A 12,719-nucleotide genomic window follows, 5' to 3' on the forward strand; every position below is an offset into this window, starting at 1 on the left:
GCACCCCCGCCCCCCGGCGCACTTTGGGGTGGTGGGGTGGGCCCCCCCCCCCCCACGCCACATTGGGTGCGTTGGACGCAACCAACGCCACATTGGGGCGCTTTGGGGCTCAGCCGTTGGCGGCGATGTCCGCGAGGACCGCGGCGATCGAGCGGACCGGGACGCCGGTGCCGCCCTTGCCGGTGTAGCCCCACGGGCCGCTCGTGTTGAACGACGGGCCCGCGATGTCGATGTGGACCCAGTCGAGGCCGTCGGCGACGAACTCGCGGAGGAAGATGCCGGCGGCGAGCATGCCGCCCCAGCGGTGGCCGGTCACGTTGGCCAGGTCGGCCAGGCGCGAGTCGAGGTCGGCGCGCAGTTCCTCCGGCAGCGGCATGGCCCAGCCGTTCTCGCCGGTGGCCTGCATGATCGCGGCGACGCGGTCGCGGAAGTCGTCCGAGCCCATCACGCCGGCGGTGCGGTTGCCGAGCGCGACGACCTGGGCGCCGGTCAGCGTCGAGGTCTCGATCAGGTAGTCCGGGTTCTCCTCGGCCGCGCGGACCATGGCGTCGACCAGGACCAGCCGGCCCTCGGCGTCGGTGTTGAGGACCTCGACGGTCTTGCCGCCGTACATGGTCAGCACGTCGCCCGGGCGGTACGACGTCCCGGACGGCAGGTTCTCCGCCAGCGGAATGTGCGCGACGACTTCCAGCGGGTACTTCAGCTTCGCGGCCAGCACGACCGAGGCGAGCACGCCGGCCGCGCCGGACATGTCCGAGGTCATGTGGTCCATGTTCGCGGCGGGCTTGAGCGAGATGCCGCCCGAGTCGAACGTGATGCCCTTGCCGACCAGCGCGACCTTCTTGGTGGCCTTGGCCGGCTTGTAGCCGATGCGCACCAGGCGCGGCTGGCGGGACGAGCCGCCGCCGACGCCGAGGATGCCGCCGAAGCCCTTGCGCTTGAGGGCCTTTTCGTCGAGCACCTCGAACTCGAGGCCGTTGTCCTCGGCCAGCTTCTTCGCGCGGTCGGCGAAGGAGGCCGGGTAGAGGTCGTTCGGCGGGGTGTTGATCAGGTCGCGGGCGACGATGACGGCCTCGGCGATGGTGCCGGCCGCCTTCAGGGTCGCCTTGTGCTCGCGGGCGGTGCCGCCGGCCGGGCTCGCGAAGTCGGCCTTGGCCAGCGGGGCGTCGCCCTTCTCCGAGCGGTAGTCGGTGAAGACGTAGGAGCCAAGGACGAGGCCCTCGACGGCGGCCTGCAGGTCGAGCTCGGACAGCGTCACGAACGCGCGGTCGGTGCCGGCCAGCGCGCGGCCGGCGGCGCCCGCGGCGCGGCGGACCTGCTCGGGGGTGACGGCGTCGCCCGCCTTGCCCAGGCCCACGGCGAGCACCACGCCGGCCGGGAGCTTGCCCAGGGTCGGGACCTTGACGACCTCTTCGGCCTTGCCGCTCGCGCCGAGGGTGGCCAGCAGGCCGGCGAGCCGGCCGTCGAAGGCGGCGTCCACGGCGGCGGCGCCGGGGGCGAGCACGGGACCGTCCTCGCCGGCCACGGTGCCGACGACGACCACGTCGGCGCGCGTCTTGGCCAGTGCCTCCCCGGTGTTGTCGGACAGGGCGAGCTTGGGCACGGTCACTTCTGGCTCCTCGCGCGTTCTCGTGTGGCACCGGGCGCCGGCCCGGCCGGGATCGTGAGCCATGCTAATGACGACCTGACCACGGGTGAACACAGGGCGAGGGAGGGCCGCGTGCGGCTGGGTGGCGGGCTGCTGGTGGTGCTGGCGGCGGCAGCGGCGGGCGCGGGCTGGTGGCTGCTCGCCGGGCTCGTGCTCGCCGCGGTCGTGGCGGGCGTGACGGCGAGGGTGCCGGAACCGGGCGATGCCCTGGTCGACCGGGTGGTGGTCGCCGTCGCGCGACTGTCCGAAGTGGCCGTCTACGCGATCGCGTTCGGCGCCTACGTCGTCCCGGCGCACCGTGAACTCGCGGCCGCGGCGTTCGTGGCGGTCGTCGCCGGGGCCGGGTTCGCCGGTCTGAAGATCCCGACGATCGTCGTACGGATCACCGGCGGGCTGCTGCTCGCCGCGGGGCTCGTGCTGGTCGCGGTCTGCGTGGCCGTGCCGCCGGTGGGGACGGCGGACGCCCTCCGGCCGCCGGACTTCGCGGGCGTGCTCGTCGCCGCGGTGCTGGTGCTGCCGTTCCTGCGCCCGCGCGGACGGGAGAACGCGGGCCTGCGCGTACTGCTGCTGGGCGCGCTCGCCGTCCTGGTCGCCTTCGCCGCGCTCTACCAGCTCGGCGCGGTGCGGCTCGGGCTGTCGCTCACCTCGCTGCGCGACCTGCTCTCCGCCGCCGACGCGGACGCGCTGCAGCCGATGCTCACGGTCGTCGCCGTGGTCGCCACCGTGGTACCCGCGCTCGCCGCCGGGACCGACGTCCGGGCGCGGCTCGGGGTGCCGGGGATCGCCGGGCTCGTCGTCGCCGCGGCGGCCGCGTACCTGCTGCCGGTGCTGCCCGTGCTGGTGATCGCGGGGCTGGTGACCGTGTTCGAGCTGCTACTGGGCGTACGCGCACGCAGGTACAGTGAGACCCGTGAGTGATCGACGCTGGCGGCCAGGGGAGACCGTGGTCGAGCGGTTCCACCGGCCCGACGGCTCGATCGGCCAGGTCCACCCGCTGCGCGTCCTCGAGGACGACGGCCGCGTCCTGCGGGCGTGGCTGCCGGCCGGAACGCCGATCGTCGGCAGCCGGCTCGCCGACGGCCGCCTGATGCGGGACGCCCCGCTGGAGCAGCGGTTCCGCATCCCGCGGGTGCCGGTCGCCGACTCCTGGCACGGCGCGTCGACGCTGCGCCGGATCCCCGAAGACGAGTGGTCGTCGGTCTGGTGGTTCTTCGACCTCGAGGGCCGGTTCAAGAACTGGTACGTCAACCTGGAGATCCCGCTGGGCCGCACGGCGGGCGCGGTCGACCGGATCGACGGCGTGCTCGACGTCGTCGTCGAGGCCGACGGCCGCTGGCGCTGGGACGACGAGGACGAAGCCGAGGCCGCCCTGGAGGTCGGCCGCCTGACGCTCGAGCAGTTCGACCGGCTGCGCGCCGAAGGCGAGCGGATCGGCGCGCTGGCCGAGCGCGGGAACTATCCGTTCGACGGCACGGACATCGACTTCCGCCCGGACGCGGGCTGGCCGGCGCCGGAGCTGCCGGCCGGTCTCAGCCCGCGGTCAGGAGAAGGATCAGCGCCAGCACGGCGTTGACGACCGCGAGGATGACGACCGACTTCGTCGGCAGCACCTTCGGGAACGCCTTGCCGTGGATCTTCCGCCACCACACGACGCCGAAAACGCCGGCGACCAGGCCGAGGAAGCCGCCGAAGCCGCTGTCCAGCACGGCCCAGCCGACCATGCCGAGCAGGCCGACGCCGAAGGTCAGCAGCACCGCGGCGACGAACGTCTTGATGTCGGCGCCGGTGGTCTTGGGCCGGGGGACCGGCTCAGTGGAGTGGTAGGTCACGGCGTCATCCTAGAGCCGGCAGGCCGGGAGCGCGGGGAACCCGCAAACAGATGGACATCCGACTAACGCGCGTCCGAGCAAGCGGTATCGTCTAGCCATGACGACCACGACACAGTTCGCCCATCTCCCGCACCCGAGTCCTGCGAGCGCGGACCGTGTCGCGGAGGTACTCGAAACGCCCGGTTTCGGGTTGTACTTCACCGATCACATGGTCACCGTCAAGTGGTCGAAGGCCGAAGGCTGGCACGAAGCCCAGGTCGGTCCCTACGCCCCCTTCACCCTCGACCCGGCGACGTCGGTGCTGCACTACGGCCAGGCCATCTTCGAAGGTCTCAAGGCCTACCGCCAGCCGGACGGCACGATCGCGTCGTTCCGGCCGGACGCCAACGCGTCGCGGTTCCGGCAGTCGGCCGAGCGGCTCGCCATGCCGCAGCTGCCCGAAGAGGTCTTCGTGGACTCGCTGCGGGAGCTCATCGCCGTCGACGGCCGGTGGGTGCCCACCCGGCAGGGTGATTCGCTGTACCTGCGGCCGTTCATGATCTCGACGTCCACCGGGCTCGGCGTCAACAGCCCGGCCGCCGACTACGTGTACACGGTCATCGCTTCGCCGGCCGGGTCGTACTTCTCCGGCGGCGTGAAGCCGGTCAGCGTCTGGCTGTCCACCGAGTACGTCCGGGCGGCGCCCGGCGGCACCGGCGCGGCCAAGTGCGCCGGCAACTACGCGGCGTCGTTCGTGGCGCAGGCGCAGGCCGTCGAGAAGGGCTGCGACCAGGTGGTGTGGCTCGACGCGGTCGAGCGGCGCTGGGTCGAGGAGATGGGCGGGATGAACCTGTTCTTCGTCTTCGGCTCGGGCGAGAACGCCCGGGTGGTCACCCCGGAGCTGACCGGGTCGCTGCTGCCGGGCGTCACCCGCAAGTCGCTGCTGCAGCTGGCTTCGCGGCTCGGCTACAAGATCGAGGAGCGCCGCATCTCCACCGACGAGTGGGAGAAGGCGGCCGCCTCCGGCGAGCTGACCGAGACGTTCGCCTGCGGCACCGCCGCGGTGATCACCCCGGTCGGGCACGTCAAGCACGCGAACGGTGAATTCACCATCGCCGACGGGCAGCCCGGCACGTTGACGATGAAGCTGCGTGAGGAGCTGACGGGGATCCAGGAGGGCACCCGGCCCGACCCGGACCACTGGATGGTCGAGCTCGGCTGAGCGGTTCGACGGAAGCGGCCCCCGGCGTCTTGCCGGGGGCCGCTTCGCCGTTCAGGACGTGGGTGCGGTGATCAGCGGGCCGGAGACGCCCGCCTGCTCGTGCGTCGCCGTCTCGGCGAGGACGCGGGCGGCCATCATCAGCAGCGGCAGGGCGGTCACCGCGCCGGTGCCTTCGCCGAGCCGGACGTCCAGCTCCAGCAGCGGGCCGAGGTCCAGGTGCTCCAGCGCCAGGGCGTGCGCCGGCTCGGCCGTCCGCTGGCCGGCGACCCACCAGCGGCGGGCGCCCGGGGCGAGGTCTTCGGCGACGAGCGCCGCGGCGCAGGCGACCAGGCCGTCCAGCACCACCGGCGTCCGGCGGACCGCGGCCTGGGCGAGGAACCCGGCCATCGCGGCGATGTCCGCGCCGGCGGTGGTGCGCAGCAGGTCCACCGGGTCGGCCAGCACCGCGCGGGCCCGGCGCAGGGCGTCGCGCACGGCGGAGGCCTTGCGCATCCACGCGTCGTCGTCGATGCCGGAGCCGCGCCCGACGACGGCCACCGGCTCGCTGCCGGTCAGCGCCGCCACCAGCACCGACGCCGGCGTGCTGTTGCCGATCCCGAGGTCGCCGGGGATGAGCAGGTCGGCCCCGCCGTCGACCTCGGCGTCGGCGATCGCGATCCCGGCGCGGATCGCCTTCTTCGCCTCGTCGGCGGTCAGCGCGTCTTCGACGTCGATGGAACCGGAGCCGCGGCGGACCTTGAACTCGCCGATCGAGCGGGTCGCCGGGGCTTCGGTGTCGACGGCCAGGTCGACCACGCGCACGCTCGCGCCCGCGGCGGCGGCCAGGACGTTGATCGCGGCGCCGCCGGTGAGCATGGTGCCCAGCAGCTGCGCGGTGACCTCGGCGGGATAGGCGGAGACACCCTTGGCGGCGATGCCGTGATCCCCGGCGAAGACCACGACGCGCGGCCGGGTGAACGGCCGCGGCGGCGACTGTCCCTGGCAGGCGGCGATCCAGACGCCCAGCTCTTCGAGCCGCCCGAGCGAACCGGCGGGCTTGACGAGCTTGTCGTGCAGCGCGATCGCCGCGGACCGGGCGTGGTCGTCGGGCGGGGTGATCTCGGGGAACTCGATGCTGTCCGGCTCCACACCAGGCCCTTCCTGTTCCGAGGCAACGCTGTGGCCAACCTACCGGGAAGGGACGGCCGGTAGTCTCGCGGCTCGTGGAGACGACGGCGGCCGCGGTGGTGCTGGCCAGTGGCGCGGGGACCCGCGTCGGCGCGAAGCTGAACAAGGTCTACCTGCCCCTGGCCGGGCGGCGGGTGGTCGCCTGGTCGCTCGACGCCTTCCGGAAGGTGCCCGGCATCGGCGTGCTCGTGCTCGTCATCCGGCCGCAGGACCGGGAACTCGCCGAAGAAGTGGCCGGTGACGGCGTCGAGATCGTGTACGGCGGCGACACCCGCCAGGCGTCCGAGCTCAACGCGCTGCGGCACCTCGCCCCACGCATAGCGGGCGGCCGGGTCGACGCCGTGCTGCTGCACGACGCGGCCCGGCCGCTGGTCCACCCCGAGCTGGTCGGTGCGGTGCTGGCCCGGACACGCGAGGACGGGGGGGCTGTGCCGGGCCTGGCCGCGGACGACGTCGTCGAGGTGGATGCCGGGCACCTGGTCGCCCAGGTGCCCGGCGCGATCCGCGTCCAGACGCCTCAGGGCTTCCGGGCCGGACCGCTGCTCGAGGCCTACGAGAAGGCCGAGCGCGAAGGCTTTTCGGGTACGGACACTTCGTCGTGCATGGAGCGGTTCTCCTCCCTGCCGATCCGCTGGGTCCCGGGTGCTCCCGAGAACCTCAAGATCACCTATCCCCACGACCTCGTCGTCGCGGAGCGGCTGCTCGCCCGCTAGGCGCACGCGGGCGGGCCGCCGCCGTCGTCTCCCTCCCGGGGCGTCCCCGTCGGCCGGATCGTGACGTCGTGGCGCAGTTCCGGCGGGATCCGGCAGTCCGGCTGTGGCCGGAGTGCCTGCAGCGGAGCGCCCGGGGTGCCGGGCTCCGCCAGGGTGAGCACCGCTCGCAGCGTCCACACCGGGGTGGCGTGGTACTGCCAGGTGACGACCCCCGGGCTGAACACGTCGGTGCCCGGGAAGGTCGGTACCCGGTAGGCGCTGGCCCGGTGCTCGTCGCGGAGGATGATGACGTCCGCGCAGGTCGGCCAGCGGTGCACGGCCGCGTAGATCTCCGGTGCCTCGCGGCCGCCGAACAGGTGCAGCACCCAGTTGCGGCGCCGGAGCTCCTCGAGCAGTTCCTCGAGGCCCTGGCCGCTGGATCCGGAGTGTGGTGTGGGCGGGGACACACTTTCGAGGGTAACTTGCGTACTAGTGCACAGTCCAGTGCGTGTACTAGTACACCTGGGTGGTTCTGAACAGGCCTTTGTGGGACACCCCCCGGCGTGCTAGAACACTTGTGCGTGTTGTCCTCGTGAGGAGCCGCCTTGCCCACCCTCGATCGCCCTGAGCCGCCGTACCTGCAGATCGCGGGCCGGATCCGTGACGACATCCTGTCCGGCCGGCTGCAGGAGGGCGACGCGGTGCCGTCCGCCCGCGAGATCGCGCGCACCTGGGCCGTCGCCATGGCGACGGCCACCAAGGTGCTGGCCACGCTGCGCTCGCAGGGCCTGGTCCGGCCCGTGCGCGGCGTCGGCACGGTCGTCGACCGCGGCGGCCTGCACCGCACGGCCCGCGACCGCAGCGCCGCTTCGGCGCGCACCGGCCGGATCTACCCGCCGGGCCACTACGCGGTGATCCGCTCGGCCGGCCTCGAGCCGGCGTCCGAGCGCGCCGCGGCCGCCCTCGGCCTGGAGGAGGGCGCCCCGGTGATCCGCCGTCGCCGGACCACCTACGGCCCGGACTCGCGGCCGCTGTCGACGTCGACCTCGTGGTTCGACGGCGCGCTGTCGGCCAAGGCGCCGGCGCTGCTGGTGGCGGAGCGGATCGTCGAGGGCACCGCGGCCCACGCGGCCGCCCGGCTGGGCACGAAGATCGCGACGACGCAGGAACGGCACGCGGCGGGCCGCGCGGGCGAGGAGGAGGCGGCCGAGCTGGGGCTGCCCGCCGGGTCGCCGGTGCTGCTCGGCCGGAGCACCTTCCTGGCGGCCGACGGGACGGTCGTCGAGTACGGTGAATCCGCCGCCTTGCCCGACCACTGGGTTTTCTACGAGTACACGACTGAGGACGGCGAATGAAGCACATCCACGCGGGCAAGGTCCGTGACCTGTACGAACTCGACGGCGGGGACATCCTGCTCGTCGCGTCCGACCGCGTCTCGGTCTATGACGTCTCGCTGCCGACGCCGATCCCGGACAAGGGCAAGCTGCTCAACCAGCTCTCGGCCTGGTGGTTCGACCGGATGGCCGGCGTGGTCCCGAACCACGTCGTCTCGACCACCGACGTGCCGGAGGAGTTCGCCGGGCGCGCGATGCGCTGCAAGCCGCTGAAGATGGTCCAGGTCGAGTGCATCGCCCGCGGCTACCTGGCCGGCCTGGGCCTGCGCGAGTACCAGCGCGACGGCAAGATCTCCGGCGTCGCGCTGCCGCCGGGCCTGGTCGAGGGCGACCAGCTGCCGGAGCCGATCTTCACGCCGACGACGAAGATCTCCGACACCGGCCACGACGAGTTCATGACCTTCGACGAGGTCCTGAACGAGATCGGCGAGGACACCGCGAAGCGGCTGCGCGAGCTGACGCTGGAGATCTACACGAAGGGCGCCGAGCACGCGGCGGAGCAGGGCGTCATCATCGCCGACACGAAGCTGGAGTTCGGCTTCGACGCCGACGGCACGCTGACCCTGGGCGACGAGGTCCTGACGTCGGATTCGTCGCGGTTCTGGCCGGCCGACGAGTGGGAGCCGGGCCGTCCGCAGCACGCGTTCGACAAGCAGTTCGTCCGCGACTGGTCGCGGTCGACGGGCTGGGACCAGACCCCGCCCGGGCCGGAGATCCCGGCGGACATCGTCGAGCAGACGCGGCAGCGCTACACCGAGGTCTACGAGCGGATCACGGGGAAGACCTGGGTCCGTGGGTGAGTACGACCCGTACCGCCTGATCGACGACGTCGAAAGCCTGCTCGTCTCGCACGGTCTCGCGCCTTCGCGCGTGCCCGGCCGCGGCGGAGACCGGCTGGCCGGGGCGAGCCGGCTGCTGCGCGGGTTCGGCCTGGAGCCCCGGATGGCCCCCGAGGACGCGTTCGACCTCGGGGTGCCGTTCCAGGGCCGGATCAACCAGGACTAGGGGCTCTTGGTCAGGCTGGGGTCGCGCTCGACGACGTCGCCGAGGACGTCGTCGATGGCCTGCAGGAGATCGGCGTCGAGCTTCTGGCCGGCGGCCTTGACGTTTTCGTGCACCTGCTCCGGCTGCGATGCCCCGATGATCGCGGAGGCGACGTTCGGGTTCTGCAGCACCCAGGCGACGGCCAGCTGGGCCAGGCTGAGGCCGGCCTGCTCGGCGAGCGGTTCGAGCTGGGCAACGCGCTTGAGGACGTCCTCGTCGAGGAAGCGGGCGACCATGTCGGCGCCGCCCTTTTCGTCGGTGGCGCGCGAGCCTTCGGGGTAGGCCTGGCCGGGCTTGTACTTGCCGGTGAGCACGCCCTGGGCGATCGGCGACCAGACGATCTGGCTCAGGCCTTCGCGCTCGGAGGCCGGGATGACCTGCTCCTCGATGACGCGCCAGAGCATGTTGTACTGCGGCTGGTTCGACACGAGCGGGACGTGCAGCTCGCGAGCGAGGGCGGCCCCGCGGGAGATCTCCTCGGCGGTCCATTCCGAGACGCCGACGTAGAGCACCTTGCCCTGGCGCACGAGGTCGGCGAAGGCGAGCATGGTCTCTTCGAGCGGGGTGTGCCGGTCGAAGCGGTGCGCCTGGTAGAGGTCGACGTAGTCGGTGCCGAGCCTGGTCAGTGAGGCGTTGGCCGACTCCATGATGTGCTTGCGGGACAGGCCGCGGTCGTTGGGCCCCTTGGGGCCGGTGGGCCAGAAGACCTTGGTGAAGATCTCGAGGCTTTCCCGCCGCTGGCCCTTGAGGCCCCGCCCGAGCACGGCCTCGGCGGCGGTGTTGGCGTAGGCATCGGCGGTGTCGAAGGTGGTGATGCCGACGTCGAGGGCGGCCTGGATGCAGGCCCGGGCCTGGTCTTCCTCGACCTGGGAACCGTGGGTGAGCCAGTTCCCGTACGAGATCTCACTGACGTTGAGGCCACTGCGGCCGAGACGACGAAACTCCATGGCCGCGAGCTTAGGCGGTAATCGTTTGCTTTGCTAACGACCTGGAGTGACTCCGGCCACGGCCGGCGCGGTCCCGAACAGCGAGAAGCCGGGTCGAGCGGTGCTCGACCCGGCTTCTCGAAAACCGGCTCAGTTCGGGATCGCGTCTCCCGGCTTCAGCCGCGGCTTCGGCATCCGCAGCCGCCGGATCTGGGATGCCCGGACGAATGCGTACCAGCCGATCGACCGGCCGTTCACCGCTTCCTTCGGGAACTTCTCCCGCACCAGCTTCGCGATCTTCCGGCCGTTCACGAAGCCCTCGATCGCCATCACCAGCAGCATCGCCGTGCACAGCAGCGTGATGTACGACTGGACCTGGGGCAACGGCACCAGCAGCGCCAGGAACACCACGATCGCCAGCGGCATGAACAGGCCGAGCAGGTTGCGCCGGCTGTCGACCAGGTCGCGGACGTACCGCTTGACCGGCCCCCGGTCGCGCGGGAGCAGGGCGCTGTCGTCGCCGCGCATCATCGCGTCGCGGCGGGCCTTGGCGGCCGCGCGGCGGTCCTCCTTGGTCTGCGGGTTCGCCTTGCGCAGCTCCTTGTTGCGCTTCATCGCCTCACGCATGGTGGTGGGCGGCGGCGCCACCGGGCCGCGCTTCTTCGCCTCGGCGTCGCGGCGCTTCGGCGTAGCCTTGCCCTTACCGGGCGTGTACGCCTTGCCGGCGACGTCGACGGCTTCGCCCGCCTCCGGCTCTTCGGCGGCGGTGTCTGTGGTGCTTCGGCGCAGGAACCTCACCTCACCAGGGTATTGCAGGCGTCACGCCGCCGTTCACCAGGTCGATCCATGTGCGACCATGGTGGGGGAACAGATCGGACGCCCCCGGTGTTGAACACGTCAGCACGAGGAGTATCCGCAGCGAGTTCGACTTTGATGAGGGAGTGCCATGACGACCGCTGAGCACGCCGGCGCGACGCAGGCCGAGACCGCCGAGGAGACCCACGGCGTCACGTTGACCGACGCCGCGGCTTCCAAGGCGAAGGCCCTGCTCGAGCAGGAGGGCCGCGACGACATGCACCTGCGCATCGCCGTCCAGCCCGGTGGCTGCGCCGGCCTGCGTTACCAGCTGTTCTTCGACGAGCGCACGCTCGACGGCGACCTGTTCCGCGACTTCGACGGCCTCAAGGTCGCCGTGGACCGGATGAGCGCGCCGTACGTGTCGGAAGCCGTCATCGACTTCGTGGATTCGATCGAGAAGCAGGGCTTCACGATCGACAACCCGAACGCCACCGGCTCCTGCGCCTGCGGCGACTCGTTCCACTGAGCCGTTTTGCCCGAAGGCACAGCACGTGCGAAGGCCCCGTCTCCCGGCAGGGAGGCGGGGCCTTCTCCGTCTCTGCGGACTACACGTAGGCGTCGAGCTCCGCGACCTGGGCGTGGCACACCTCGTCGACCTCCCACGGACTCGCCGTGGCGGGGACGGGCGGACGGCTCTCGGCCTGCAGGGTCGCCGGGATGAGCGCACAGTCGGCGATCAGCTCGGACAGGGTCTCGGGTTCGGTGACGGCGTTCACGATTCGTAACGCTATTGATCCGCTCTCGACTGGAGAAGCAGTACCAGCCGGTAGTGTCGGCTGGGCGCGCGCGAACTACCCGGATGGGTCATGACCCGGGGGTAACTTCGCGCCTTTTGCCGTGAGGTCGAACACGAAGGAGCAGCCGGTGGCAGACAAGGCCAGGATCGCGGTGTCCGGCAGTATCGCGACCGACCACCTCATGCATTTCCCGGGCAGGTTCGCCGAGCAGCTGGTCGCCGAGCAGCTGCACCGCGTCTCGCTGAGCTTCCTCGCCGACGACCTGGTGGTCCGGCGCGGCGGCATCGGCGCGAACATCGCCTTCGGCCTGGGGGTGCTCGGCGTCAAGCCGGTCCTGGTGGGCGCGGTCGGCGCCGACTTCGCCGACTACCGCTCCTGGCTGGAGCGGCACGGCGTGGACACCTCGGGCGTGCACGTGTCGGAGGTCGCCCACACCGCGCGGTTCGTCTGCACCACGGACGAGGACCTCTGCCAGATCGCGACGTTCTACGCCGGCGCGATGGCCGAGTCCCGCAACATCGAGCTGCTGCCGGTCGCCGAGCGCGTCGGCGAGCTGAGCCTGGTGCTGATCAGCCCGGACGACCCGGAGGGCATGATCCGCCACGCCGAGGAGTGCCGGCAGCGCGGGTACGCCTTCGCGGTCGACCCGTCGCAGCAGCTGGCCCGGATGACCGGCGAGCAGGCGCGCGCGTTCGTCGCCGGCGCGAAGTACCTGTTCAGCAACGACTACGAGTGGGAGCTGCTGCTCCAGAAGACCGGCTGGACCGAGGCCGACGTCCTCGACCAGGTCGGCGTCCGGATCACGACGCTGGGGGAGAAGGGCGTCGAGATCGTCGGCAAGGACGGCGTCGCCTTCCAGATCGGCGCGGTCCCGGAACGCGCGAAGGCCGACCCGACCGGCGTCGGCGACGGCTTCCGCGCGGGCTTCCTGGCCGGTCTCGACGGCGGCCTCGGCGTCGAGCGCGCGGCCCAGCTCGGCTCGCTGATCGCGGTGCTGGTCCTGGAGACGGTCGGCACCCAGGAGTGGACGTTCGACCGGGCGGAGGCCCTGGCCCGCATCGGCGAGGCGTTCGGCCCGGACGCGGCGGAGGAGATCTCGGCGGTCCTGCCCGCCGCCTGACCCGCGTGGTCGTGAGTGGTAAGGCGGGGTTTTTACCCCCGGTACACACAACACCCGCCGCCGGGGCCCCACGGTGGTCACCGGGGTGGACGGCGGCCGGGTG

At 72.0% G+C, this 12,719-nt stretch carries 16 protein-coding genes; 9 read left to right on the top strand and 7 right to left on the bottom strand.

The window, feature by feature from the left end:
- Positions 1–109 precede the first annotated feature (109 nt).
- A complete protein-coding gene (locus ACWEF6_RS41710) occupies positions 110–1,609 on the bottom strand; it encodes a leucyl aminopeptidase (protein ID WP_449688008.1) in 1,500 nt (499 codons plus the stop codon).
- A gap of 111 nt (positions 1,610–1,720) precedes the next feature.
- Between ACWEF6_RS41710 and ACWEF6_RS41715 the strand changes: the two genes are divergently transcribed.
- Together ACWEF6_RS41715 and ACWEF6_RS41720 are read left to right on the top strand one after the other, a co-directional pair.
- Entirely contained in the window at positions 1,721–2,566 is an 846-nt protein-coding gene (locus ACWEF6_RS41715; RefSeq protein WP_449688009.1) for a hypothetical protein, read from the top strand.
- On the top strand, positions 2,559–3,221 hold the full coding sequence (locus ACWEF6_RS41720; protein ID WP_449688010.1) for a DUF402 domain-containing protein: 663 nt from the start codon (positions 2,559–2,561) through the stop codon (positions 3,219–3,221). Before ACWEF6_RS41715 ends, ACWEF6_RS41720 begins: the two co-directional genes overlap by 8 nt.
- On the opposite strand, the gene ACWEF6_RS41725 is transcribed toward ACWEF6_RS41720, so the two are convergent.
- Complete coding sequence (locus ACWEF6_RS41725) at positions 3,178–3,477, bottom strand: hypothetical protein (protein WP_310977120.1); 300 nt, start codon at positions 3,475–3,477, stop codon at positions 3,178–3,180. The genes ACWEF6_RS41720 and ACWEF6_RS41725 overlap by 44 nt on opposite strands.
- A gap of 97 nt (positions 3,478–3,574) precedes the next feature.
- Between ACWEF6_RS41725 and ACWEF6_RS41730 the strand changes: the two genes are divergently transcribed.
- The gene (locus ACWEF6_RS41730) at positions 3,575–4,678 is read left to right on the top strand and encodes a branched-chain amino acid aminotransferase (protein ID WP_449688011.1); all 1,104 of its coding nucleotides are present in this window, start codon (positions 3,575–3,577) and stop codon (positions 4,676–4,678) included.
- Between the two features lie 51 nt (positions 4,679–4,729).
- Here the strand turns inward: ACWEF6_RS41730 and cobT are convergent, their stop codons facing one another.
- On the bottom strand, positions 4,730–5,806 hold the full coding sequence (cobT, locus tag ACWEF6_RS41735; RefSeq protein WP_449688012.1) for a nicotinate-nucleotide--dimethylbenzimidazole phosphoribosyltransferase: 1,077 nt from the start codon (positions 5,804–5,806) through the stop codon (positions 4,730–4,732).
- 74 nt (positions 5,807–5,880) lie between these two features.
- Between cobT and ACWEF6_RS41740 the strand changes: the two genes are divergently transcribed.
- Entirely contained in the window at positions 5,881–6,558 is a 678-nt protein-coding gene (locus ACWEF6_RS41740; protein ID WP_449688013.1) for an IspD/TarI family cytidylyltransferase, read from the top strand.
- Here ACWEF6_RS41740 and ACWEF6_RS41745 read toward each other — a convergent pair.
- A complete protein-coding gene (locus tag ACWEF6_RS41745) occupies positions 6,555–7,004 on the bottom strand; it encodes a hypothetical protein (RefSeq protein WP_449688014.1) in 450 nt (149 codons plus the stop codon). The genes ACWEF6_RS41740 and ACWEF6_RS41745 overlap by 4 nt on opposite strands.
- A gap of 138 nt (positions 7,005–7,142) precedes the next feature.
- On the opposite strand from ACWEF6_RS41745, the gene ACWEF6_RS41750 reads away from it, so the two are divergent.
- From ACWEF6_RS41750 to ACWEF6_RS41760, 3 genes are read left to right on the top strand one after another with little or no spacing between them, the layout of a single operon-like run.
- Entirely contained in the window at positions 7,143–7,892 is a 750-nt protein-coding gene (locus tag ACWEF6_RS41750; protein WP_449688015.1) for a GntR family transcriptional regulator, read from the top strand.
- Positions 7,889–8,731, top strand: a complete 843-nt coding sequence (locus tag ACWEF6_RS41755; protein ID WP_449688016.1) for a phosphoribosylaminoimidazolesuccinocarboxamide synthase — start codon at positions 7,889–7,891, stop codon at positions 8,729–8,731. Before ACWEF6_RS41750 ends, ACWEF6_RS41755 begins: the two co-directional genes overlap by 4 nt.
- The gene (locus ACWEF6_RS41760) at positions 8,724–8,936 is read left to right on the top strand and encodes a hypothetical protein (RefSeq protein ID WP_310977127.1); all 213 of its coding nucleotides are present in this window, start codon (positions 8,724–8,726) and stop codon (positions 8,934–8,936) included. The genes ACWEF6_RS41755 and ACWEF6_RS41760 overlap by 8 nt, the downstream gene beginning before the upstream one ends.
- Here the strand turns inward: ACWEF6_RS41760 and ACWEF6_RS41765 are convergent.
- The gene (locus tag ACWEF6_RS41765; RefSeq protein ID WP_449688017.1) at positions 8,933–9,922 is read right to left on the bottom strand and encodes an aldo/keto reductase family protein; all 990 of its coding nucleotides are present in this window, start codon (positions 9,920–9,922) and stop codon (positions 8,933–8,935) included. The two genes, ACWEF6_RS41760 and ACWEF6_RS41765, sit on opposite strands and share 4 nt — an antisense overlap.
- Positions 9,923–10,051: 129 nt before the next feature.
- The gene (locus ACWEF6_RS41770; RefSeq protein WP_449688018.1) at positions 10,052–10,699 is read right to left on the bottom strand and encodes a DUF3043 domain-containing protein; all 648 of its coding nucleotides are present in this window, start codon (positions 10,697–10,699) and stop codon (positions 10,052–10,054) included.
- Between the two features lie 148 nt (positions 10,700–10,847).
- Here ACWEF6_RS41770 and ACWEF6_RS41775 point away from each other — a divergent pair, with 148 nt between their 5' ends.
- A complete protein-coding gene (locus tag ACWEF6_RS41775) occupies positions 10,848–11,225 on the top strand; it encodes a HesB/IscA family protein (RefSeq protein ID WP_086845389.1) in 378 nt (125 codons plus the stop codon).
- Between the two features lie 79 nt (positions 11,226–11,304).
- Here ACWEF6_RS41775 and ACWEF6_RS41780 read toward each other — a convergent pair whose 3' ends face one another.
- On the bottom strand, positions 11,305–11,475 hold the full coding sequence (locus ACWEF6_RS41780; protein ID WP_449688019.1) for a hypothetical protein: 171 nt from the start codon (positions 11,473–11,475) through the stop codon (positions 11,305–11,307).
- A gap of 148 nt (positions 11,476–11,623) precedes the next feature.
- Here ACWEF6_RS41780 and ACWEF6_RS41785 point away from each other — a divergent pair, with 148 nt between their 5' ends.
- Positions 11,624–12,616, top strand: a complete 993-nt coding sequence (locus ACWEF6_RS41785; protein WP_449688020.1) for a carbohydrate kinase family protein — start codon at positions 11,624–11,626, stop codon at positions 12,614–12,616.
- Positions 12,617–12,719: the final 103 nt, after the last annotated feature.

Source organism: Amycolatopsis sp. NPDC004772, from assembly GCF_053601215.1.

Coding starts and splice junctions, on each gene's coding strand:
- ACWEF6_RS41730 (WP_449688011.1), top strand. CDS start 3,575: ATGACGACCACGACACAGTTCGCCCATCTCCCGCACCCGAGTCCTGCG.
- ACWEF6_RS41755 (WP_449688016.1), top strand. CDS start 7,889: ATGAAGCACATCCACGCGGGCAAGGTCCGTGACCTGTACGAACTCGAC.
- ACWEF6_RS41765 (WP_449688017.1), bottom strand. CDS start 9,922: ATGGAGTTTCGTCGTCTCGGCCGCAGTGGCCTCAACGTCAGTGAGATC.
- ACWEF6_RS41775 (WP_086845389.1), top strand. CDS start 10,848: ATGACGACCGCTGAGCACGCCGGCGCGACGCAGGCCGAGACCGCCGAG.